15 protein-coding genes and 1 CRISPR repeat array are annotated in these 22682 nt (G+C 71.4%); of the genes, 5 read left to right on the forward strand and 10 right to left on the reverse strand.

All coding sequences use genetic code 11. The features are described from left to right. Nucleotides 1–61 precede the first annotated feature (61 nt). The 7 genes from OG559_RS25455 to OG559_RS25485 all read right to left on the reverse strand — a co-directional run bounded on the left by OG559_RS25455 (nucleotide 62) and on the right by OG559_RS25485 (nucleotide 11696). Nucleotides 62–2671, reverse strand: coding sequence for a TIGR03986 family CRISPR-associated RAMP protein (locus tag OG559_RS25455; RefSeq protein WP_405107977.1), 2610 nt, complete (start codon nucleotides 2669–2671; stop codon nucleotides 62–64). Beyond that, the gene (gene csx19 / locus OG559_RS25460) at nucleotides 2668–3306 is read right to left on the reverse strand and encodes a CRISPR-associated protein Csx19 (protein WP_405107980.1); all 639 of its coding nucleotides are present in this window, start codon (nucleotides 3304–3306) and stop codon (nucleotides 2668–2670) included. The genes OG559_RS25455 and csx19 overlap by 4 nt, the downstream gene beginning before the upstream one ends. Further along, nucleotides 3303–4973: an RAMP superfamily CRISPR-associated protein gene (locus OG559_RS25465; protein ID WP_405107982.1), complete on the reverse strand. Its 1671-nt coding sequence runs from the start codon at nucleotides 4971–4973 to the stop codon at nucleotides 3303–3305. The genes csx19 and OG559_RS25465 overlap by 4 nt, the downstream gene beginning before the upstream one ends. Continuing rightward, entirely contained in the window at nucleotides 4973–7339 is a 2367-nt protein-coding gene (locus OG559_RS25470; protein ID WP_405107985.1) for an RAMP superfamily CRISPR-associated protein, read from the reverse strand. Before OG559_RS25470 ends, OG559_RS25465 begins: the two co-directional genes overlap by 1 nt. After that, nucleotides 7336–9009, reverse strand: coding sequence for a Cas10/Cmr2 second palm domain-containing protein (locus OG559_RS25475; RefSeq protein ID WP_405107988.1), 1674 nt, complete (start codon nucleotides 9007–9009; stop codon nucleotides 7336–7338). Before OG559_RS25475 ends, OG559_RS25470 begins: the two co-directional genes overlap by 4 nt. Nucleotides 9010–9054: 45 nt before the next feature. Further along, a complete protein-coding gene (locus OG559_RS25480; RefSeq protein WP_405107991.1) occupies nucleotides 9055–11178 on the reverse strand; it encodes a hypothetical protein in 2124 nt (707 codons plus the stop codon). Nucleotides 11179–11315: 137 nt separating this feature from the next. Beyond that, nucleotides 11316–11696 carry a hypothetical protein gene (locus OG559_RS25485; RefSeq protein WP_405107994.1) on the reverse strand — a complete coding sequence of 127 codons (381 nt, stop codon included), beginning with the start codon at nucleotides 11694–11696 and terminating at the stop codon, nucleotides 11316–11318. Between the two features lie 68 nt (nucleotides 11697–11764). Here OG559_RS25485 and OG559_RS25490 point away from each other — a divergent pair, with 68 nt between their 5' ends. Both OG559_RS25490 and OG559_RS25495 read left to right on the forward strand, forming a co-directional pair. Then, nucleotides 11765–14275, forward strand: coding sequence for a hypothetical protein (locus tag OG559_RS25490; protein WP_405107997.1), 2511 nt, complete (start codon nucleotides 11765–11767; stop codon nucleotides 14273–14275). Nucleotides 14276–14712: 437 nt separating this feature from the next. Beyond that, nucleotides 14713–16074: direct repeats of the CRISPR family, unit length 30 nt; unit sequence GTCGCTCATCACCCCTGGAGGGATCGCAAC. 124 nt (nucleotides 16075–16198) lie between these two features. After that, nucleotides 16199–17443: an IS256 family transposase gene (locus OG559_RS25495; RefSeq protein WP_405106732.1), complete on the forward strand. Its 1245-nt coding sequence runs from the start codon at nucleotides 16199–16201 to the stop codon at nucleotides 17441–17443. Between the two features lie 169 nt (nucleotides 17444–17612). Here OG559_RS25495 and OG559_RS25500 read toward each other — a convergent pair whose 3' ends face one another. The 3 genes from OG559_RS25500 to OG559_RS25510 all read right to left on the reverse strand — a co-directional run bounded on the left by OG559_RS25500 (nucleotide 17613) and on the right by OG559_RS25510 (nucleotide 19980). Continuing rightward, nucleotides 17613–18812, reverse strand: a complete 1200-nt coding sequence (locus OG559_RS25500; protein WP_405108000.1) for an MFS transporter — start codon at nucleotides 18810–18812, stop codon at nucleotides 17613–17615. A gap of 76 nt (nucleotides 18813–18888) precedes the next feature. Beyond that, nucleotides 18889–19371: a hypothetical protein gene (locus OG559_RS25505; protein ID WP_396672853.1), complete on the reverse strand. Its 483-nt coding sequence runs from the start codon at nucleotides 19369–19371 to the stop codon at nucleotides 18889–18891. A gap of 9 nt (nucleotides 19372–19380) precedes the next feature. Continuing rightward, nucleotides 19381–19980, reverse strand: coding sequence for a GNAT family N-acetyltransferase (locus OG559_RS25510; RefSeq protein WP_405108004.1), 600 nt, complete (start codon nucleotides 19978–19980; stop codon nucleotides 19381–19383). 152 nt (nucleotides 19981–20132) lie between these two features. On the opposite strand from OG559_RS25510, the gene OG559_RS25515 reads away from it, so the two are divergent. The 3 genes from OG559_RS25515 to OG559_RS25525 all read left to right on the forward strand — a co-directional run bounded on the left by OG559_RS25515 (nucleotide 20133) and on the right by OG559_RS25525 (nucleotide 22629). Continuing rightward, nucleotides 20133–20567, forward strand: a complete 435-nt coding sequence (locus tag OG559_RS25515) for a VOC family protein (RefSeq protein WP_405108006.1) — start codon at nucleotides 20133–20135, stop codon at nucleotides 20565–20567. Nucleotides 20568–20806: 239 nt separating this feature from the next. Next, nucleotides 20807–21052, forward strand: coding sequence for an acyl carrier protein (locus tag OG559_RS25520; protein ID WP_396672850.1), 246 nt, complete (start codon nucleotides 20807–20809; stop codon nucleotides 21050–21052). A gap of 101 nt (nucleotides 21053–21153) precedes the next feature. After that, nucleotides 21154–22629: an amino acid adenylation domain-containing protein gene (locus tag OG559_RS25525; RefSeq protein ID WP_405116953.1), complete on the forward strand. Its 1476-nt coding sequence runs from the start codon at nucleotides 21154–21156 to the stop codon at nucleotides 22627–22629. The last annotated feature ends 53 nt before the right edge of the window (nucleotides 22630–22682 follow it).

Raw genomic sequence — 22682 nt, forward strand, 5'->3', positions numbered from 1 at the left:
TGTCCACACAGGATCTGAACTGACGTCGTGTCGACGTATGGGCTTCTGCCGGGCAAATGGCTCAGGACGGGCGATGCCCGCGCCGGCCCTTGGCGACAGCTCCGGGCCGACCCGCACCCTGGCCTGAAGCGGAGCCTCGTCCCTGCTGGGGCACTGGTTGCGAAGCGGGCTTCGGTCCTTGCTGCGACTTCCCGCTCTCCCGACGGGTTCCGCCTGGGCCGTTGGAGTCCTTAGCCAGGTACGGCAGCCGCTGCTCCGGGTCGCGCACGTGCGGCAGCGCCCAACCCCTGCCGTGCTTGTCCTTGTCGTTCTCGACGAACCACTTGTAGCTCTCGGCCTGCGGTTCCGGGCTCTCGCGCGGGTAGTGCACCGGGGCGGTGACGGGCGCTGCCGCTTTCAGGTACGACTCGGTGGCCTCGTACAGCACCTCGTTGGCGCGGGCGGTCGCGTCGAACCGGTTCGCCAGCGCGGTGAGCCGTTCCGCGCCGACCGGGTCGGGGCGGTTCAGGCGTAGCCAGCCGGCGCGCACCCCGCCGGCGTCCCACAACCGGGTCCGGTCCGGGTCGAGCTGAGCGGTCACCACACCGAAGCCGTACGGCTTGCCCGCGCCGAGCCGTAAAGGCGCATTCCTGTCGCGGGTGAGCAGCCACAGCAGGGCACCGAGTTCGGCTTCCGGCACCCCGTCGAGGAACAGCTCGACCTGGAAGGTCGCCTCGGGTCGTACCCAACCCCGATGGCGGACGAGCTGCGTGGAGTGTTGCTCATGGCCGGGCAGGGCCAGGTATCCCGGGGCCTTCTCGTCCTTGGCTCTCTCCCTGGCCTCGCTCGGCTGCCAGTGATCCGGTTTCTCCTCGCGCCAGCGGTACATCTTGCGTCCCCGCAGCCCGCTGCCGGGGGCGTACCCGCCTGCCTTTCCGGTCCTGGGCGGCCCGGGCATTCCCATGGCCGGGTCCGGTGCGGCGTAGAAGCGGAACTGGGTGGGCTTGGGGCTGCTCAGCGGCGCGAGGGTGACCCCCTCGGGTGGGAAGGACGCCGGCCGCCAGTCCTCGGTGGTGCAGGTGATCGACCGCACCCGCAGGCGGCCCCGGTAGCCCGAGGCGCCGTCGTTGGTCTCGCCGCCGTCGTCGCGCCGACCGGGCGGCACCCAGCCGAAGAGCCGGTCCGCCGGGGAGAGCTGGCCTCGGTCCTGGGCGGGGCGCAGGCTGGGGTGCAGCAGCTCGCCGGGGGCGGCGTCGAACGGCAGGCGGCCGATCATGACCGGGTGGACCTGGGTGATGTCCCCGGCGCGCGTGTCGTACTTGACGTAGACGAGCGTGCCTTCCGGCAGGCCACGCAGCTCCTCACTGCTGGGGACGTGGCGGGAGCGCGTGACCTTCCTGCTGCTCGCGGTGGTGGCACGGGAGTAGGTGGCGTGGGGATCGTTGTATCCCTGGGCCACGTCGTAGGCCCGCAGCACCGACTGCCAGAAGCGCTCATGCTCGGGCGTGAGCGGGACGTCGACCGGGTCGGGGCTCTCGACGAAGAGCCGCTCGTCGTGCTTGGACCCGATCGAGTATCCGCTGGCCGACAGCCACCCCCGCACGATCCTGGGCTCGGTGCCCGACACCGGGGTCAGCCTGCCCGAGCGCTCGGCGCTGGCCGCCGACACGGCCCGCCCGCCCTTCCTGATCTCGTCCCTGCTGCCGGCCAGGTGGGTGACCCGCCACACCTGGAACTGGGTGAGCGGTCCCCTGTCGTGGCGTTCGTACTGGTGCAGGACCACTCGGGCGTGGAGCGGCCTGCCGTGCAGCTCGGTCAGCGCTTTGCCGGCCAGGTCGCCGAGCTGCTGCGCGGGTCGCACCTGGTATGCCGGCACCCAGGCCGCGTACTGCACCTCGTTCCTCTCGCGGCTGGTCTCCAGCCACCCGGCGTCACCCCGACAGAGCCGGAAGAACCGGGTGCCGTCCTCGGCCTGACAGACCCGCGCCGGCGTGAGGTCGAGCGCGGCGTTGGCGGGCACCCGGTAGGCGAGCCGGTCGTCGTGTTCGAAGAAGACCCCGTACCGGCTGGCGGTGACCGTCTCGTACGCGCTGCGCAGCGCGCCCTTGAACGACGCGCCGTGGATCAGCGGCCGTCCCTTCGGGTCCACCCGCACGTCGAAGGTCCGCGGCCCGTCCTTGGGCTGCGTGTCGGCGGGCACGGGCAGCAGCAGAGGCGTGACGGTGGTCAGGGTCAGCGCGAGGGTCCCGCTCCACTGCCCGTCGACGTGCCGTGCGTGACTGAACGGCGGCGCGTCGTCCAGGCCGGTGCCGGCCAGCCGGGTGCCGTGCTGGTCGCTGCGCGGCAGGGTCGGCACGAACGTGTACGGGTTGACGAATCCGTCGGCCTCGACGAGGAGCTTGTTCCGGTCGATGTCGTGCGCGACCTTGGCCAGCGCCGCGACCCCGACCAGCCGAGCGGTCCGCTTCCCGCTGTCGACCAGGCTGATGGTTACCTCGACCTCGACGGTCTCGCCGTCGGCCATGCTGTCCACGTGCTCGGTCAGGGTGGCATCCCACTCGGTTCGGGGGAGCTGCTTCGGTAGGCGATCCTTGGCCTTGTCACTGCTGCGGATCACTCCCTCGAGGACGCCGCCCTGTTTGGTCAACTCCGCCGGGACGACCTTCTCCAGCTTCTGGTTCGGGGTGCTCACACCGTCGTCCCTTCCTGGCCGGTCGTGGCGGCGGTCACGAACTGTGCCGCCTCGGCGGTGACAGGCCGCAGCCCCACCGTGCGGGTGTCGGCGACATCGAGGTTTCCGTGTTTGTCCTCGACGAGATACTCGACGACCTCGATCGCGAGCCGGGTGTCGTCGGTGAGCGCCCAGGGCAGATGGGCGGTGGCGTACCGATCGCTGTGCAGCGTCGTCCACCCGGCCCTGGCGTGCGCCCGGGGTTCCTCGGCGAGCAGCCGGAGCTGGGTGTCTCCGCGTTGCGGCGGTGGCGTGGCGCCGGCCGGCTCGCCGCCCGGCAGCCGTGCCGGCTCCTCGCCGAGCGCGACGGCCGCACCACGGCCGTCCGGGTTGCGCAGCCACCGCAGCTCCCGCTCACCGTCGAAGAGCACCATCTCGTACGCCTCGGCGAGCGTGTCGCCGGTGCCGCTGACGTCCTCGACGGTGCCGTCGCCGTGGACCCGCACCCAGCTGGCCGCCCGGGCGGACAGGGTGTACCCGATCACCTGCCGCCCTGGTGGGGTGCCGGGGGCGAACCAGGCCACCGCCTCGACGGCGGTGAGCGGCTTGGCGGGGCGCACGGCGTGCAGAGCCGGGCCTGCTGGGGCAGTTGTCACGCTGCGACCTCCTCGAACAGGTCTTCCCATGCGGTCATCGCGGCGATCACGTCCTCGGGTGGGTCGGCAAGGATGGCGTCCAGGGTCCGGTCGGTCAGCGACCGCCACGCCCCGCCCAGCCCGGCGCCGTCGAACGTCACGTCGGTGACCTCGATCTGGCCCCGGCCGCGGGTGCCGCCGTAGCCCAGGCTGAGCCACCCGTCGCGCAGATCCCGCAGGACGAGCAGCAGCAGCGGCAACGCGGCCGACGCGGCATCGGAGCGGCAGTGCCGGTCCAGGCGGGCGACGTCCACCTCAAGGCGGATCGGCTCCCACGCCACTGTGGCGCTCGGGTCGAGGGCGCTGAAGAGGCGGTGGTCGCTGGCCCCGCCGGTCCACCGGTCGATGGCGACGTGGTCGCTGACGCCGAGGGTGAAGCTGGAGCCGATCGCGTCGAGCTGATCGCGCAGCGCGGACCGGGTCCGGTCACGTTCGGTGTTGCGCTCCTCCCGCCGCTCCCGCTCCTCCTTCCGCCGCCCGTCCTTCGCGCCCGGCACGTCCAGAGCCTTGGGGCTGATGGTGACGATCCTGTTCCAGGCCTCCGCGCTGATCCGTCCGACGCTGTGGCAGTCGGCGACGGTCAGCGCCCCCCGCCAGCCCTTGCCGTCACCGGCCTGCCCCGTACCGGCAGGGGCGTATCCGAACAGCACGTCGACCCCGGGCGGCGGCTGGCGCAGCATCTCCTCGAAGCCCGTGGCGTCATCCCCGTCGGGTGGGGTGTTCCGGCCCCGCAGCGTGCGGACGATCCGTTCGGCGTGCGCCCGGACCGCGCCGCGGATCGACGAGCCGGGCAGCAGCAGCCGGACGGTGCCGTCGGCGGCCGTTTCGGTCAGCGGGAGCGTGTCGACCACCGTGCCGCTCACCGAGTCACGGACCAGTAGCGGGCCGATGGGCCGCCAGGCAACGGTGATACCCAGCCGACCGTCCGGTTGCGGGGTGTCCTCACCCACCTCGCGTGGTGTGGCGGCAGCCCCTCCGGTCAGCCAGGCGATCAGGCCGGCCGGGTCGGAGAGATCGGCGTGGCGGGCCGTGGTGTCGCGCAGCTCCACCCACCCGAAGCCGCGACCGCGTCCGGCGCCGATCGGGACCCGGCCCTGACGCAGACCCGCGACCATGCTCCGCACGGCGGCGTGGATCAGCGCCGGCCATCCGCCGGGGTAGGGCGGGTCGGCAGCGGCGGTCGGGGTGTCGGCGACCAGGCGCAGGGCGAACCTGGTTCCGGCTGGGAGCACCTGCCGGGTGTAGAGGAAGTTCGCGGCGGCGCTGGCCGAGTGCCGGTCGATACCGACCCCGTCGCGGGTCACCGGCGTGACGTCGTCGCCGATCAGGTGTGCGTCGTCGACCCGGATCCACGACGGCGAACCCCCGTGGCCCTTGGGGACGATGTGCCCGAAAAGGGCGTTCATCAGCTTCTCGCCGTGGTCGTCGCGGCGGAACTGGTCGAGGCCGGCGAGGTAGGCCCGCAGTGCCCCGGCGATCGAGGTGCCGGGCAGGCATGGCCGGCCGGTGCCGTCCCGGGCGACGGTCAGGTTGGCCTCGGCGCTGGTGTCCCAACCACCGACGTGGACCGGGCCGAGGCAGACGAGGGTCCCGAGCACCTCGGTGCGGGTCCCGAGGGACTGGCCCATCAGCGCGACTCCTTCTGGGTGTGGGCCTTGGCCCGGGTGAGGGACCGCAGCGCGTCGGTCAGCGACGTGACCAGGGCTTCGGTGTGCAGCCGCTCCCGTACGGCGGCCTCCCGGCCCGGGGCGAAGACCAGCTCTGGTTGGTCGCCGGCCAGCCCGAGGCGTTTCCAGACCCGGTCCCGGTCGTCGAGCAGCAGCCCGGCCAGGTCGGTCAGGACGGGCTCGGTCCACGCCTCGCGGCGGGCCCGGACCGCCCTGGTGCCTTCGAGCCAGGCCCGGACCATGTCGGGGCCGCCGGGCAGGGTGAGCCGCTCCAACTGCGCCCGCAGCGAGCCGAGCTGCGCCCGCTTTCCGGCCATCCCGTCGATTCCCTCGATCAGAACCTTCGGCGGAAGCCCGGCACTGGCCCGCCGGATCGCCCGCCGCCAGGCGTTGATCTCCAGCGGGTGCACCGGCTCGCCGGCCGGGCCCGCCGGGGCGGGTGCCGCCGCCTTCGGTGCGGACGTCCCGCCCAGCTGCTCCACCCCATCGGTGAAGCCCACTGCGGGATGCGCGGCGGCCAGCTCCGGCGGGTTGAACCGGATCCGACCGAACCCCTCGGCGGTGCGTTCGCCAATGCCGTCGCGTTCCAACTCGGCCAGCCGGAGCGGGTCCACCTGGCCCGTTACCGTGCAGGTCACGACGCTGCCGGCCCGCAACGCGACCTGGCTGAGGCGGGGACGGCCCCAGGCGACACCGAAACCCTCCCGCCGGGTCGCCGCCGTCGCGGTCGCCTGCTTCTCGACCTCGACCGACGCCGAATCCAGCGCGGCCGACAGCGCTCGGGCCAGGGCCTGCGGGGACGGGTCGGGGGCCAGCCGCTCGTCGCGCAGCAGCACATCGGAGACACACCACACCCGCAGCGTTCCCGCCCCCGGGACCGGTAGCGCCGGCGCGGGGAGCGGATCGACTACCGCGACGACCTCGACCAGGCCGAAGTCGTCCTTGCGGGATCGGCCGAACCGGAGCTGCTCACCCGGCTTCAGCCGGAGCCGCGCGTCGACCGGCAGGACGACGTCGCTGCAGAGCAGCGTGCCCGGGGCGATGCCAAGGTAGGTATAGACCCCGCCGCTGGCCACGGTCGGGCGGCGGGCCTCGTCGTCGACCACCGCGTGGGTGGCCGCCGTCCTGGCCGGGTCGACCAGACGCCAGCCGGTGCCGTTCGCCACGATCCAGCCGGACATGGGCTTGGCCCGTTCGTCCGGATCCCGCTCGCCGCTCAGGGTGTTGCGGACCGTGTGGCCCCGCCCCTTGTCGCCCCGGTGCCACACCGCCGGCACCGGGTGGGCGGGAATCACCGACACCGGATCGAGCGGGTCACCGGCGGCCGGCACCGCGTCGCCCACCAGCAGATCACCCAGTCCGATCCGGCCGCCGGGCCCACCGGCACCGGAGTGCCCCGGCTCGGCGCGGCGCAGGATCGTGCCGAGCAGCGCCGTCCCGGGGATGCTGGTGCGACTGGAGACGACGTTGCCCAGCACATCGTCGGCGGCCACGACGGGGGTGAGGACCCGCAGCACGACCCGGACGACGCGCCGCCGCTGCGAGTGCGGCCGGCCGTACGGGTAGACCTGGACCAGGTCCCGCACCGGCGGCGGGGGAACCGGCATGGTCGGCACCCCGTGGGCCAGCAGCTCGATCAGCCGGTCGTCAGCCACCCTCGGGTGCAGCTCGACGCCCTCCACCCGGGCTCCGGGCAGCAGGAACGCCAGCCGCCCGCTGCCCCGGTTCCGCTTGCCGCCAAGCGCGTCGACCAGCCTGGCCCCGGCGCGCAACAGCAGCTCTGCCGGGGCGGGAAGCTCTCCCGCGTCCTCAGCGGTGCCCGTGGCGACGCTGACCGTCGAGTGCAGCCGCATCCCCCGGATCGCCCGTTCCTCGACGCGCAGCAGCCCGTCGGCGGCCGTGCCGGTCTTGTCGTCGATCCTCACCCCGGGGCGCAGCACGACGGCCGCCTGCGCCAGCCCCGGTCGGTCGCGGACCCCCGCGCGTAGCCAGGCGGGAGCCCGGGCCGGGGTCAGTCGCAGCGCCGCCGGCACCCGTGGCCCACCCGCCCGATGGTTGGAATCCCCGCCCGGGGCCTGGGCGCCGAAGAGCCAGGTCACCCACGCCCGCCACGCCCCCGGCTGATCGGCGGCCCGGTCGAACGTCTCCGCCACCGTCTCGCAGGCGTCACGCCACACCCCGGCGAGGGTCTTGGCCGGCACGAACGGCAGCTTGTCGCTGTCCCGGCGGACCTCGGCGTCGACGGTGCCCAGCCGGCCCTGGCCGGTCCCGACGTGCCAGTCGCTCAGGAACTCCAACGTGATCTCGAAGGTCGTGGGCAGGGTCATGAGGCACCACCGTCAGAAGTCGATCCGCTGCCCGTCGTGGACGGCGTGGGGGAGTCCAGGCGCAGACCGCGCAGGTGCAGCGCGTCGAAGAGGCGCAGGAACGGCCCGCCCTGGTCGACGTCGTCCGCCCGGCTCGCCCGCCCCTCGTCGCCGCCGACCGGGAGGGACTGCACGTCGAGCAACGCGCGGGCTCGGGCCCGCTTCAGTTCGGGGGCGCGGTCCACGGTCAGCTTGAGCTGATACCGGTACTCGGCGAGGCTGCGGTCGGCGGCCTCGCGCAGGGCGTGCGCCTGCGCGGCCGACAGCCACTCGGCCGGCTCGAGCCAGTCGCAGACCTCGTCGAGCAGCTCCACACTGCGGTGGCGTAGCTCGTCCGGGAGGTCCTCGGCCCGGCCGACCAGGTACGGCCCGGCATGTCGGGCGACCCTCGGGGCGCCGTCGGCCGCCTCGACGTACTCCCGTAGGTGCTCCGGCTCCCGCAGCGTGGACGCGTGCGCCACGTGCAGGTCGAAGCCCGCCAGGGACCGGCCGCCGGGCCGGAACCGTTTGGCCGAGGCCGTGAGGGCCTCCGCCAGGGCGTACGCGGTGGCGAACGGGTGGTGCAGCTTCACCACGGCGATCCCGGCGGAGGCGGTCAGACCGGCGTGTCCGGTGGCGGCCTCCGCGACGGCCGACAGCGTCGGCTGGGCGGCCGTGCGCCGGGAGTACGCGTCGGCGAAGTGCCGCACGAACCGTACGGCCAGCGCCGCGTCGCAGGCCAGCGTCACGTCGTCTCCACCGACGACGATCGGCAGCAGCCGCCCCGACAGGTCCTCACCCGGCCGCTCCTCGAGGAGCGCGGCGACCGCGTCCCGGACCGCGTCCCAGGTCGCCGCCTCCAGCTCCTCCGACACCGCCCGCTGGTAGCGCGTGTGGGTCGCCAGCGACACCTCCCCGCAGCCCTCGATCCGGCCGATGTGGTCGATGAACCCGCGGAAGAGTCCGCCGACGCCGTTGCCGTCGGCGTGCACGACCGCCACCCAGCCGCTGTGCCGGAGTTCGTCCAGGTGCGCCGGCACGACCTCGGAGAGCCGGCTGCGGAGCTGGTCGAGCAGCCGGCTCCGGGCCCGGTCCCGCGCCCGGGACCGGGCCAGCACGCCGGCGGCGGCCGGCACGGGCGTCTCGTCGCCGTACTGTTCCTCGCCGGTGGCGGGCCGGCCGCTGTGCCGGCACAGCAGGTGCCAGGGGAACACCCGGTCCCGTACCAGCGGATCGGGCCGGGCGGCACGCGCGGCGGCGTGCCGCTCGTAGGTCTCGCGGCGGGCCGGCTCGTGCGCGGCGGCGTCGGACGCGTCGAACGGCGGGCCGACCACCCCGGTCACCTGCAGCCCCGGCGCCTCCCGCAACGCCCGGCGGCCGACCTCCCGGATGATCGCCTTGCCGTCCTCGGCAGCGTCCACCAGCAGCAGCGCCTTGCCGGAGGCCATGGTGACCACCGTGCCGTCGGGCAGGCCGAGCCGGCGGACCGCCGCCAGCACCCACTCGGTGCCGACCTCGTGCACGAGCTGGGACGCGCCGACGACATGTCGCAGCCGGTTGCTGCCGAAGATGTAACGCTGATTGCCGCCCGTCTCGATCAACACCCAGCGTTTGCGGCCGGCGGGCTCGTTCAGATGGGGTGCGCTATCCATGTCCAGGTCCCCTGGATCGTCGAAGATGAACAGAAAGGAAGGTCGTCACTCGTTCGGAGTCGGGTCCTCGCCGGCGACCACCGCCAGCTCCGCCCGCCACCCGCGCGCCGTGGCCAGGAACGCCCCGTCCACCACGCGCCGCCGGCCCGACGTGGCGCTGTTGCTCCGCCCGGTCGCGCAGTCGAGCAGCTCCACCGCCGCGGCGGCGTCCTCGGCGGTCACGGCCACGCCGTGGGACGCGGCCACGCACAGGGCCCGCGCCACCACCCGCGCGGTGCGGACGGTCGCCGCCTGCTGACCGGCCGGCCGCAGCAGGCGGCTCGTACTGGGATCGGCCAACGCCGCCCGGGCATGCCGCACCGCCGCATCGAGAGCCTGCGTCCGCGCCCCGCGCTCCCGCTCGGGGGTCGCCAGCGCGAGATCGGTGGCGATCTGGGCGGCCAGCTCGTGGCCGGCGCGGGCGGCCGCCGACTTGGCGGCGAACCCGGCCGTCTCGCGGCGGGCCACCTCCGTCCGTATCGCGGCCACCCGCTCCTGCACCGCCAGGGCCTGCCGCAGGTCGCCACGGCGACCGCTACCCGCCCGCCAGGCCGCGTAGTGCTGGAGGTGGAACACCTGGGCGTCGCTGAGGGAACCGGCCGAGGCGGCCAGGTCGACGGCGGAATCGATGCCGCGCGCCTCCAGAATGGCCGACCACCACGAGCGCATAGCCGCAGGCCCAGCCCCCGCTGCCGGGCCGTCACCCGCGTCGGCGGCGACGTCGAGCAGGGCGACGTTGCCGATCTCCAGCAGGTACGCCGCCGCGCCGGGATCGAGCTGCCCGGCCCGCCACGACGCCACGACCTGCCGCTGCGACGCCGTCAACCGCTCCACCGAGGTGGCCCGATCCGGCTGGCGCGAGACCCCCGGACCGGCCGGTGAGCGTCGCGTGGACCGAGTGGAGTCCCACACGTTCAGGTACGCGGCATACCCGCGCAGCAGCGACCCCACCGGATCGCCGTCGTCGAGCGCCTCGGCGCACCGATCGACGGCGACGGCGACCAGGTCCCGGGTCCGGCCCCGCAGCTCCGGCCATTTCAGTAGCAGCTCGTCGCGGTACCGCACGTAGTTGGCCGCCACGTGGGCCACCAGCAGGTGGGCGCGACGCCGCAGCACCGGGTCCTCACCCAGCTCGCCGGCCTCGGGGACCGACGGCAGCAGCGGGGGAGCGCTGCGGTCCCCGGCGGCCGTGCCGCCCAACGTGGCCGCCACGAAGGGTGCGACCACGGCACCCACCCGCACCATCGCCTGAACCCGCCGCGACCCGTGGTCGTCCTCGGTCAGCCACACCACCCCTCGGCCGGGCCGCCCAATGCCGAGGAGCCGGTGGCACCACGCGGAGGCGATGTCGTCGAGGGCGTCCGCCGTCACCAGCCCGAGGCCACCGGTCGTGTCGTCGGCCAGCCCGAGGGCCGGCAGCGTCGAGTCCACCAGGTCGAACGAGGTCGGCCGCCACCGGTCCTCGACGGTTTCGCCGCGCTCACCGTCCGCCCCGGCCGGATGGATCTCTGAGGGTGCGTCAACGCCGGTCACCCGCGCCCGGTCCACCTGTTCCCCCCACCGGGCCGATAGCGACCGCTGCACCTGGCGGGCCTGAACGGCCGCCACGACCAGTGCCGGCTGCGCCCGGTAGACCTCCAGCACGAGGCCCGCCCACACCGCCAGCCGCACCTCTGGGTCACAGTTCGAGAGGGCCAACCGGCGTACGCCGGCGGCCACGGCATCCGTCGCGCCCAGCAGCAGCCGGTTGGCGCCGGCCAGCACCGCCGCGGCCTTGGTGTCGGGGCCGTACCGGTTCAGGGTCGCGTTGCTCAGGGTGCCGGGCAGCGACGCCTGCTGTCGGGACCAGACCGACCGACCCGCCCACGCCCAGTCCGACCGGGTGCCGTCCGCCCGATCACCCGGCGACGCGGCCTCCAGCCTGGACCGCTCGGCGCGGCCCGGGTTTGGCGCGCCACGGCCGATCTCGGCCAGGGTGAGCTCCGTGTAGTCGCACACCCAGGACCGCCGGAACGGAGGGACGTCACCGTCCACCCCGAACAGCGGGGCGACCTTGCGGGCCACCCGGGCCTCCACGACGTCGGCGCGGGGAACCTCGACCGCCGGGATCTCGGCAGGGAAGACATGCACGAGGCGGGACGTTACAGAAGCAACACGAGTAGTTCAACTACAAAAGTAGTCGAAAGAGGGGCCGTGTCGTCATCCTTGTCCACAGGTGGGGCCGGAGACCTGGATCGAACGGATGGGGAAGCCCAGCACGCCCGGCGTCAGCCGCCGTCGGCACACGCCGGGCGGGCGAGTGACCGACATCCGACAACCACCCCGGCGGCATCCCGCACCGTGTCGTGGGGATAGACCAGGTCATCGCGCTCGGGCAACGCCTCCGCCACCGCCCGCGCGACGATGAACAACACACCCGACCTGCGGTCCGGTACGCCGGTGACCACGGGCGACGCGGCGGTGCGCTTGAGCGGCACCACGAGCGGACCGACCCGCACCGCCCCGTCCTCGCGATCCGGGCGCAACACCACCCGCGCCGGCGGCCCGGCCGGCGGCACCTCCACCGTCACCCCGTCGCCGACCAGGCGCACGACGTGCGGAGTCAGGTTGACCACCTCGATCTCGGCATCCTGGTTCAGCGGCGACATGCCGTCAGCGTAGGCACCACCACGACACCGCGTGACGAAGGCGGAAGCGATGCTCCACAATGGCGCCCATGCGTCTGCTGGTACACATCGCCGGGGAAGCGGATCTCCTCCTCTCGTCCCAGGACCGCTCAGTGCCTCCCTCCACCCGCGCCGAACGGGTCCGGCAGCGCTGCCAGCAGCTCATCGCCGCCGTGGACGGCCCCGAGGGGCCCGCCGCCGCCCGGAGCCTGCTCGGCAGGGGCACATGGAGCGACGAACTATCCAACACGGAGCTGCCCAGCCCGCTGCTCGGAGCGCTGACCACGGTTGCCGCAGGGCCGGACCTCGATGTGATGGTGATCGGCACCGACCAGGAATCGCCCCGTCCCCTCGACACGATGCCGATCGCGAAGGCCCTCGCGAAGGCCCTCGAGCCTGGTCCCGCCGACGCGGGTGAGACGGCGGCCGTCCGTACGGCGACGCCGGTCGTTGTTCCCGGGCAAGACGAGAAACAGGTCGTTCCTGTGCTCGCCCGCCACCTTGACGACGCCCCGAGCTACCAGCAGGCCCTGGTGACCTGGGGCTCCGGGGCCACTTCGCTGGCCATGGGCGCGCTCACTGCGCTGTCCGAGGCCGGCATCCCGTGGCGCCTCGTGCTCACGAACGACCCGACGACCTACGAGATCATCGACCCCCTGGAACAGCTCGACACCGACCCGGTCGTCGGTGTCCTCGTCCGCTGGCGCATGTTCGGGGCCTTGGCCGACCTAGCTCGACGTGACCCGTCACTGGTCCGACTCACCGGGCCCGGGCTCGAACTGGTGCATCGGGCCGTGGAACGCCATGACAGAGGCTTCGAGGCCCGCGACACGGCATCCCTGCGCGCCGTCCTCGCCGACGCCGTGGTGCGCCGGGACGGCACCGCGAGCCTCGCCGTCCGCCGCTACATCACGCGCCGGTATGAGGAACTGCTCGACCTCGACAGAGCCGACCATCCCTGGGCCGAGAATCTGTTGAGCAAGTACAAGCCTCGATCTCCAATTGGGCCGCAACGCGACGAGATCGTAAGCCGCCGTCTTGGCAATGACCCAGCAGTCACCGCTTCCGTCGATTTGCCGTCCTACCGATGGCTGTTCGGACCTGAGTTCGACTCGCTGCAAAACATCGGTAAGGGTAGTCACAACCTAAGTCAGCCCCCGGCTCGTGACTCCAGGTTCATCGGCCAATATCTGTCAAGTTACGCCGTCGACGGGAAGGGCTGGCAGGAGGCCGGCCTACCCGAACCGCCGGTCGCGCCGGCAGACACGGTGCTGGCGGTGTGGCTTGCCGGCACCCAGACGGGAGGAAGGGGCCGGGCCGAAGGGCCGGCCGAGACGGTCGGGCAACAATTGACCAACCAGCTGCCCGCCGGTGTGCTCGACTTCTTCGACGTGGAAGAGGCCCGGATTCGGGCGGTCATCTTTGGAGCCGACGACGGAAAGGGCAGTCGCCCCGCTGCCGAGGCAGATGCCGATGTCATCCGCAGCGTCCGAAACGGAGGCGCCGGCGATCCCAGAGGCGAGGCGTGGGTCGAGTTGATCGACCTCGCCGACGTCAACCAGGCGGTCGCCGAGCAGGCCATCGAATCCCGGATCACCCGCGAGACCGGAGCGCTGCTGCTCGTCCCCACCGGCCGCAAGCCGGTGATGCTCTCGCTGCTGCGCGCCATGCGCCTCGTCGGCGCTCGGCACGGGATTCCGCTGTTCGTCCGCGAGAACGCAAAGCCGGAAAAGCGTGAGGGCTACCAGGACGTGCACCTGTGGCCTGCCCTGACCGGCGGCGACCTTCCACTTCTCATCGCCGCCGAGCAAGCCCTGCGGTCCCTGGAACTGGACGTAGCCTGGAAGCTGCTGGCTGCCTCGGCGATTGGCAAGGAGATCACCGGCAAGGTCCGCCGACTGGCCAACACTTTCGCCAGCCGCAAGCCTCCGCATGATGACCAGTCCGAGGCTGGGCCCGGCTGGACGACCGGCTTGGTAGTGCAGCGATTGGAGTTGGTTGAGGCAGCCCTTGCGACCGAAACAGCGCCAGCTCAACGCATTCGCCTATTGGTTCTCGCGGCCGACTGCGTGAACGCATCATTCGCAGCCGCCCCACCCAAGCCCGGCGTCAGCCAGGAGAAAGCATACGGGCAGTTTTGTAAGGAATTGGAGGAGATCGTAAGGCGTAAGGGTACGCCCGAGGCATGGTCCGCGCTGGTCCTCCTGGTGCTCCGCACGGCACGCAATCGCGCCCCCGTCACCCACGGCACCGGGACGGCGGCGGACGCGGTCGTCACCAAAGCGGCGGAGACCCTCGCAAGGCAGTATCACGTCGAGGCGGCCGTGGCCGCTCTGCTGCCACAGGACGTGCCCGCACTGTTGCGCGAAGCGGTCGCGGCAGCCGCCGAGCGCCGGCTGGGAGAACCCGATCAACCGGGCAGCCTGCGACGGCTACACGAGGAGATCGTCGAGCAGGTCGGGATTCTCATCGACAGGCGGCGGGCGCCCAGTGCCCCCGCCGAAGGGTGCTCCACCCGAGCGGCCTCGACCATCCTCGCATCCGGAGCGGGGACCCGGTAGACGAGCCAAGTCATCTAACCGGGAGAGGATCCAGGGAGACAACTGCCGTTTTCCGAGGGTGGTGAGCGATTCCGCTGCGATCATGACCGTGGGCAGGACGTCACGTTACGGGAGGTGGTAATGGAATCCTGTTCACCGATATGAGCTGCTGAGGTAGCACGCCCCAGCGCAGCCCTGAGCTTGGCTCGTGGTCGGTGATGCTAGCCCGGGAGCAGTTCACGTCGAGGCTACCCATCAATCGGGTGGCCGAGGTTGCGCTGGCCGATGACGAGACGGACGTCGAGTAGGCGATGGTTGGCACTGTTGACGCTCAGCACCGAGTTCGGGCTTCCAGGTTCGGTGCTCTGACCTGCGGAGATGCACAACCGGCGGTCCGCTGCAAAAATGGCTCTGGATTACGCGATCGCAGTGCCTCTGACCTGGGACTTAAGACTCGGGTCGCTCATCACCCCTGGAGGGATCGCAACGTGTCGCCGATCTGGCTGGGCAGGTCGACCAGTTCCCGTCGCTCATCACCCCTGGAGGGATCGCAACAGGACGGGCTTCCGGGCGGCCAGCTCGGCGGTCAGCTGTCGCTCATCACCCCTGGAGGGATCGCAACACCACCACCCGGACCCTCTCGCCCGGCACGAACCGGTGTCGCTCATCACCCCTGGAGGGATCGCAACACACACCGGGACAGCATGTGCACGATGACGTGGAGTCGCTCATCACCCCTGGAGGGATCGCAACATGTCACCGCCGGGGAGGCAGGGGCGGAGATGGCCTCGTCGCTCATCACCCCTGGAGGGATCGCAACCCCTTCGGCTTGCGCTTCAGCTCGCGGGTGAGCCGGTGTCGCTCATCACCCCTGGAGGGATCGCAACACGAGGTCGGCGCGGACCAGCTGCACGTGCTGGGCGCGTCGCTCATCCCCCCTGGAGGGATCGCAACTCGCGGATGCCCTCGACGTGCTCAGTGATCAGCGCGTCGCTCATCACCCCTGGAGGGATCGCAACATCAGGGCCGGAGGGTAGCCGTTGATCTCCAGCCGTTGTCGCTCATCACCCCTGGAGGGATCGCAATGCCTGCTCTGGATCTACACGATCGGCTGCCTGCTGCCGTCGCTCATCACCCCTGGAGGGATCGCAACGCGACCTGGTGGTGGGTGCCGCGCGGCTCGCGCTGGTGTCGCTCATCACCCCTGGAGGGATCGCAACCCGGCAAATCGGTAGCCAGCGAGGTCGTGCATGATCTGTCGCTCATTACCCCTGGAGGGATCGCAACGGTGTGACTCTGCGAGCTGTAGACGGTGCCGAGACGAGGTCGCTCATCACCCCTGGAGGGATCGCAACGCCGGCGGGGCGTGCGGCGGTTCCGGCTCGACGTCCGGTCGCTCATCACCCCTGGAGGGATCGCAACACGAGCGCGAGCCGGCCCGCGCGGGCGCGGATCCGGGTCGCTCATCACCCCTGGAGGGATCGCAACTCAGCACCGAACTGCCGGTCCAGGTCGATCAGGTTCCGCGTCGCTCATCACCCCTGGCGGGATCGCAACGCGAGGCCGAGCCACGCGCCCTGGGGGGCCAGTTGTCGCTCATCACCCCTGGAGGGATCGCAACGTCGGCGAGGGTGCGCCCCAGAGCCAGCGGGACACCAGTCGCTCATCACCCCTGGAGGGACCGCAACTCGCGCTGGATCTGGTCGGTCATGCCGGTGACGTCCTCGTCGCTCATCACCCTTGGAGGGATCGCAACATCCGCTCCTGGACGGTCACCGTCCAGGAGTCGTGTCGCTCATCACCCCTGGAGGGATCGCAACTACTCGGTTGCGTCCAGGGAAGTGGTGTACGACTTGCCCGTGATGGGCGTGTTGCGTAGATGAGAGACGGCCACCGCGCGATCCTTCGAGACGGCAAAGTCCGAGTGAAGGAGAGTGATGCGCGATGGCCGCATCTGAGAGTGTGAACCCTGTTGACCTGCTGTGCGAGCAGATCGCGGGCGCGTCGCCGGATCTGTTGCAGGCGATGATCAAGACGTTCGCGCAGGCGGTGATGTCCGCCGAGGCGGATGCGATCTGCGGTGCGTCGTATGGGCAGCGCAGCGAGGACCGCGTCAACTCGCGTAACGGTTACCGGGTGCGAGAGTGGGACACCCGCGCGGGCACGATCGATCTGGCGGTGCCGAAGCTGCGTAGCGGTTCGTACTTCCCGGACTGGTTGCTGACCCATCGCCGGCGGGCCGAGCAGGCCTTGGTCTCGGTGGTGGCGACGTCGTACCTGCTCGGGGTGTCGACCCGCCGGGTGGAGAAGCTGGTCGAGCAGCTCGGCGTCAGGCAGCTGTCCAAGTCGCAGGTGTCGGAGATGGCCACACACCTGGACGTCCAGGTTGAGGCGTTCCGCAGCAGGCCTCTCGACGCGGGGCACTATCCGTTTGTGTGGATGGACGCGTTGACGATGAAGGTCCGCGAAGCCGGACGGACGGTCAACGTCCACGCCCTGGTCGCGGTCGGGGTCAACGCCGACGGTCAACGTGAAGTCCTCGGCTTGGACGTCGCCTCCGACGAGGACGGCGCGGGCTGGCTGGCGTTCCTACGCAGCCTGACCGCCCGTGGCCTGACCGGCGTCCAGCTCGTCATCTCCGATGCCCACCGCGGTCTCGTCGGCGCGATCGGCGCCGCCCTGCCCGGCGCCGCCTGGCAGCGCTGCCGAACCCACTACCTGCGTAACCTGCTCACGAAGGTCCCGAAATCGGCACAGCCATGGATCGCCACCCTTGTCCGGACGATCTTCGACCAGCCCGACGCTGATGCGGTCCGAGCCCAGTTCGACCGAGTCGTGACCACGATCGAGGCGAGGTTCCCGGCCGCCGCCGACCACCTCGCCGACGCCCGAGAGGACCTCCTGGCCTTCACCGGGTTCCCCCGTGAGATCTGGCGTCAGATCTGGTCGAATAATCCGCAGGAACGGCTGAACAAGGAGATCCGCCGCCGCACCGACGTCGTCGGAATCTTCCCCAACCGGGCGGCGATCATCCGACTCGTCGGCGCCGTCCTCGCCGAACAGACCGACGAATGGACCGAAGGCCGCCGCTACATGGGCCTGGAAATCCTCGCCAAAGCCCGCCTCGTCACCGTCGAACCAGACCAACACGACGTCGAGCACACCGACCCGGCCCCGATCGCCGCATAGCATCAAACCGGATCCCGCGATGGCCGTCTCCTACACCACCAGCGCGGACGTGACCAACTACTCCACCGGCTCATGGACCGTCACCGTCCACGAGTGTCGCTCATCACCCCTGAGGGATCGCAACAGCAGCACGCCGCCGCCGATCACGATCACCGGCTCACGTCGCTTATCACCCCTGGAGGGATCGCGACTCTTCCCGCCGTGCGGGTACACGTACTCGCCGCGCAGGGCGGTAGGCCACGCCGATTGCGGAAGCCAGGCAGATCGCGGCGGCTACGACAAGCGTCGGGCGGTCGCCGAGCTGGACGGCGGCGGAGCCGAGGGGAATGGCCAGCACGATAGGGCCGAACATCGCGGTGTTCGCGGTCCCGGCCACTCGGCCGAGTACCGCTGTCGGCGTGTGCGTCTGCACCGCCGTCACTGCGGCGACCAGGGCCCAGGGCAGGCCGATGCCGGCGGCCACCGAGGCGGCCACCGTGCCGGGCCACCAGGGTAGGCAGCGCACCAGGCAGCTGACGGCGAACAGCGTCGTGCCGGCGACGCCCACGGTGACCGGGCCCCATCGGGTGATGAGCCGGCCCACGATGAGACCGCCGACGATGGAACCGGCGCCCTGCGCGCTGAACAGCACTCCGATGAACGTCGTCGGTAGGCCCAACGTCCCGGTGACGATCGCGTAGTTGGCGGCGGTCGTGAAGCCGGACATGGCGATGGACACGGCGGCGAGCGCGACAGTGACGCGTGTGGCCCGCTGGGCGAGCAGGACGGCGAGGCCCGCGCGTAGGCCACGTCGCCGCTCGGTTGGCAGGTCGGGTGGCGTCTGCTTCAGTCGTACGGCCGCGTACAGGAGGGCGACCAGAACCGGCATCGCCGCGCTGAGCAGGACGACCGCGTGGCCCCCGCGCCACGCGTAGAGGCCAGCGCCGGCCAGGGGCGCCACGAGCTTCATGCCCTCCTGGGCGCTGGAACGCCAGCCGTTGACGTCGCCCAGCTCCGCAGGTGACAGCGCGGAGGGCAGCAGCGCCGTCTCGCCCGCGTCGATCAGCACGTAGCTGACGCCGTACGCGCAGGAGACCAGGAAGATGAGCCACGTCTGACCTGGTCCGCGAACCGTGAGGAGACTAAGCAGAGCAGCGGCCAGAGCTAGGTTGACCGCCATGACCAGCGATCGCCGTGACGCTCGGTCGAGCAGGCCGCCCAGCCACGGGCCGGCGAGGACCGGGGCGTACACGCAGAGCCCGGCGAGGGCGGCGAGGCCGGTGGAACCGGTGAGGTCCAGGATCCAGATCCCGGCCACCAGCGACATGGCGCTGCTGCCGAAGCCGGACAGCAGCGAGATCGCCACGAACAGGCCGGCGTTCCGGCGCATGAGCCCTCCAAGGTTGAGTCGGGACGACTCAGATCCTTGATGTTGAGCGGGGCTGAGGCAATACGATCCCAGCCTGTCAAGGTTTCGTTGACAGGAGATCGTCGAATCGTGCCGCGACAGCCTGCACCGGCCCCGGCAGCCGTTCGCGTCCCGCTTCTGCCAGGTCGAGCGCGAGAAGCGATGTCAACGCGTACAGCGAGCCCGGGTCGGCGTCGAGGGCCGCCTCCGCGGTCTTCCGTACGAGAGCCGCACGCCCGAACCGCGTATCCCACCGCCGGTCCGCGTCGATCCACCGCTGGAGGTCGAGGACCGCGCCCCGTATCGCCGCGATCCGCGTCGAATACCCGAGATCCCGTTCGTGCCGCCGCGACCGTCGTACGGCCGCCAGGCGTTGCCGGCGTTGCTCTGCGGCCTGCCGGCTGCCGAGGCCGAGCGCGGCGGCGATCTGTCCCCAGGTCGCACCCGCGTGCCGTGCGCGGTCGATCAGCTCCAGCTCTCGCTCGTCCAGCCGGGCCCGGTCGACTGCGACATCGGTCAGCTCGATCAACTCGGGTGTCATCTGTCAACGTTACATTGACAACTGGTCCTGCCCTGCGCAGCTCGCTGCTGTCGCGGCGCGTGACCGCCATTCGTGGGCCAGGATGGCGAAGACGAGTCGGTCGGCCCACTCTCCCCGGAACAGGTAGCTCTCGACATGGTGTGCCTCCTGGCGCATGCCGATCCGGGTCATCAGCCGGGCGGACGCGTCGTTGCGGCCGTGACACCGGGCATAGATCCGGTGCAACCCGAACTCGTCGAATCCCCAGTCCAGGAGCGCAGTCACGGCTTCCGTCGCCAGCCCCCGTCCCCCGTGGTCGGGGTGGATGACGTACCCGAGTTCGGCCGTGCGGTCGAGCCGGCTGCGCCAGACCAGCTCCACGGCCCCGATCACCCCGGCGTCGGTGGCCACGGCCAGGGTCAGGCAGTCGCCCTCCGCGCGCAGCGCGTCCTCGCCCGCCATGGCGAGCACCGACGACCGCGACTGCTCGCGGGTACGCGGCTCCGCGCCGAGCATCCAGCGCACGACGTCGGGTCGGCGCTGATAGGCGTACACGTCGTCGAGGTCATCCAGCGTGACCGGGCGCAGGGTGAGCCGCGCGGTGCGAATCGGGTACGGCGGCCGGGACATCACGCGATCGTAGGGGAGTCGGCGGCCGGATGACCTCTCGATTCCACCGATCGCGTGGGGCGGGCCTGGGCGGTGGCTGCCGTCAAGACGATGCCGGGCACCAGGGGCGAATCCGGGTGGACGACGAAAGACCCCGTCTCTATGGTGGGCCGATGGCGTCGGTCAAGCAGATCCAAGTCACCTTCGACTGCGCAGAACCCGAGCGCGTCGCTCGTTTCTGGTGCGAGGTGTTGGGGTACGTCGTGCCGCCGCCACCGGAGGGGTTTGCTACCTGGGGCGATTTCGATCGCGCGTTGCCGCGTGAGCGTCAGGGTTCGGCGTTCGCATGCAACGATCCCTCGGGTGTGGGCCCGCGACTGTTCTTCCAGCGCGTTCCCGAAGGTAAGGTCGTCAAGAATCGGCTGCATCTTGACGTGCGGGTCGGCACCGGGCTCGTGGGTGAAGAGCGCCTGGCCGCACTTGAGGCCGAATGCGCACGACTGGTCGCGCTCGGCGCGGTACGCGTGCGACTACTGCGTGCCGATGGATACAACGAGTCGTGCCTCGTGATGCAGGACATCGAGGGCAACGAGTTCTGTCTCGACTGAGTGGCCCGCGAACGTGACCCACCCCTCGGCTTCGTTCGGTGCTGCCTACGCGTCCGGGCAGTCGTAGATACCTTGGGATTCTGATCGAAGCGCTCCCGCCCGACTTCGCAATCGCCCTGCCTGGCCATGGCGCGAGGGTAAGGCCGGCGGGCTCCTAGACGTCGGCAGGGTTGACTACGGTTGCTTCCGAGCATCGCGCCGGCGAGACTCCCATCCGAGGCGAGAGTGGGCACAGGACGTTGACCGAGCAGCACATCCCCGCACCGCGCACCGGTAGCCACGACGCCGTCCTCCGCATCGTCGCCGACGTGCTGAAGGTGCCGCACGTCGCGGCGGCCGACAGCTTCTACGACTTCGGCGGCACGTCTCTGCAGGCCATGCGGATCTGCGCCCGGATCGGCAAGGAACTGGGCGTCCGCGTCAGCCCAGCGGTCCTGTTCGACAGCGACACCCTGGCCGACGTCATCTCGGCGACCGAGGCCTGAGCACCGCACCCATCTCGCGCCGCCCCAGCCCTGCCGGACGTTCGGGAGTCAACTCCGTGCCGCACCCCCTGCCCGCAGCCCCACGACTCATCCACGAAGCGGTGGCCCACCAGGCACGCCTGCGTCCCTCCGCCGTCGCGCTCGCCCACCGCGACGAGCGTGTCGATTACGCCACCTTGGACGCCGCTGCGGATGCCTACGCCGTTGCTCTGTGGACGGCCGGAGTCCGGCCCGGGACCATCGTTCCGGTGCGTCTGCCCCGGGCACCTCAACTGGTGGCCGTCCTGTTGGCGGTCCTCAAGTGCGGTGCGGCGTACGCGGCTCTGGACCGCCGCTGGCCGGGGGAGCGGATCGACCAGGTCACCAGGATGGTGGGGGCGTCCGTCATGGTGACCGACGCCGGGGCGCACGGAGACGTACCCTCTTGGACCGCACCGAACGAGTCGCTGGCACAGGCGGCGTCGCGCCGGGCCGAACCCCCGTCGGTGTACGTCGACAGCTCCGCTGCTGCCACGGTCTTCTTCACCTCAGGCAGCACCGGCGTACCCAAGGGAGTCCTCTCCCCGCACCACGCGACCACCCGGCTCTTTCCCGCACCCGGCTTCGCGGACTTCGGGCCGGGCCGGGTGGTGCTGCAGGCCGCCCCGGTCTCCTGGGACGCCTTCACCCTGGAGCTGTGGGGCCCGCTGACCAGCGGCGGCACCTGCGTCATCGCGGACGCGGACTATCTCCTCCCCGACGATCTCGCCGACCTCGTCAACGCGACCGGGCTGGACACCGCCTGGCTGACCTCCTCCCTGTTCAACTTTCTCGTCGACGAGGACGACCCGGAACGCCCCTGCCTCGCGGGCCTGCGCCAGGTCCTCACGGGCGGCGAGCGGCTCTCACCCACCCATGTGGCCCGATTCCTGGCCCGGTACCCGGACAGCATCCTGATCAACGGCTACGGGCCGGCGGAAAGTTGCGTCTTCGCCACCACCCACCGGATCAGCGCGGTGGACTGCGACCACCCGGACGGCATCCCCCTCGGCGTCCCGGTGCCGGAGACCATTGTGCACATCCTGGACGGGGAAGAGTCTCTCGCCCCGGGGACGGTTGGGGAGATCTGCCTCGCCGGTGCGGGCCTGGCCCTCGGGTACGTCGGTGACGCCCATGCCACGGCTGCCGCCTTCACCCTCCTCCCGCTCGACGGGGAGCCCGTGCGTGTGTACCGGACGGGAGACCTGGGCTTCCTGGACTCCGACGGGGTGCTGCACTTCCGTGGCCGCACCGACTTCCAGGTCAAGATCGCCGGGCACCGGATCGAGCCGGGCGAGATCGAGAGCGTCGCACGCCGGATACCCGGAATCCGGGAGGCCGCCGTGGTTCCCGTCCCGGCCCCGGGCGGCGGATACGACCGGCTGGCCATATTCTACACGGCCGACGACCCCACCGCGCCGACCCCCGCCGTGGTGCGCCGCGCGCTGGCCGCCAAGCTGCCCGGCTACCTGGTGCCCCACAACGTGCACCGGCGTGCCGCCCTGCCGACCACGACCACCGGCAAGCTCGACCGCAGCGCCCTGCTCGCCTCCCTGTGACCTGGCCCCTCCCGAACCGGAAAGCGCCTCCCATGACGCTCGCCACGCTCCCT

Source organism: Micromonospora sp. NBC_01405, assembly GCF_045040155.1.
Classification (GTDB): domain Bacteria; phylum Actinomycetota; class Actinomycetes; order Mycobacteriales; family Micromonosporaceae; genus Micromonospora.

Bases quoted from the DNA above. Each gene is read 5' to 3' on its own strand.
- OG559_RS25475 (WP_405107988.1), bottom strand. From the start codon at position 9,009: ATGGATAGCGCACCCCATCTGAACGAGCCCGCCGGCCGCAAACGCTGG.
- OG559_RS25510 (WP_405108004.1), bottom strand. From the start codon at position 19,980: ATGTCCCGGCCGCCGTACCCGATTCGCACCGCGCGGCTCACCCTGCGC.
- OG559_RS25490 (WP_405107997.1), top strand. From the start codon at position 11,765: ATGCGTCTGCTGGTACACATCGCCGGGGAAGCGGATCTCCTCCTCTCG.
- OG559_RS25500 (WP_405108000.1), bottom strand. From the start codon at position 18,812: ATGCGCCGGAACGCCGGCCTGTTCGTGGCGATCTCGCTGCTGTCCGGC.
- OG559_RS25485 (WP_405107994.1), bottom strand. From the start codon at position 11,696: ATGTCGCCGCTGAACCAGGATGCCGAGATCGAGGTGGTCAACCTGACT.
- OG559_RS25470 (WP_405107985.1), bottom strand. From the start codon at position 7,339: ATGACCCTGCCCACGACCTTCGAGATCACGTTGGAGTTCCTGAGCGAC.
- OG559_RS25495 (WP_405106732.1), top strand. From the start codon at position 16,199: ATGGCCGCATCTGAGAGTGTGAACCCTGTTGACCTGCTGTGCGAGCAG.
- OG559_RS25515 (WP_405108006.1), top strand. From the start codon at position 20,133: ATGGCGTCGGTCAAGCAGATCCAAGTCACCTTCGACTGCGCAGAACCC.
- OG559_RS25505 (WP_396672853.1), bottom strand. From the start codon at position 19,371: ATGACACCCGAGTTGATCGAGCTGACCGATGTCGCAGTCGACCGGGCC.
- OG559_RS25465 (WP_405107982.1), bottom strand. From the start codon at position 4,973: ATGGGCCAGTCCCTCGGGACCCGCACCGAGGTGCTCGGGACCCTCGTC.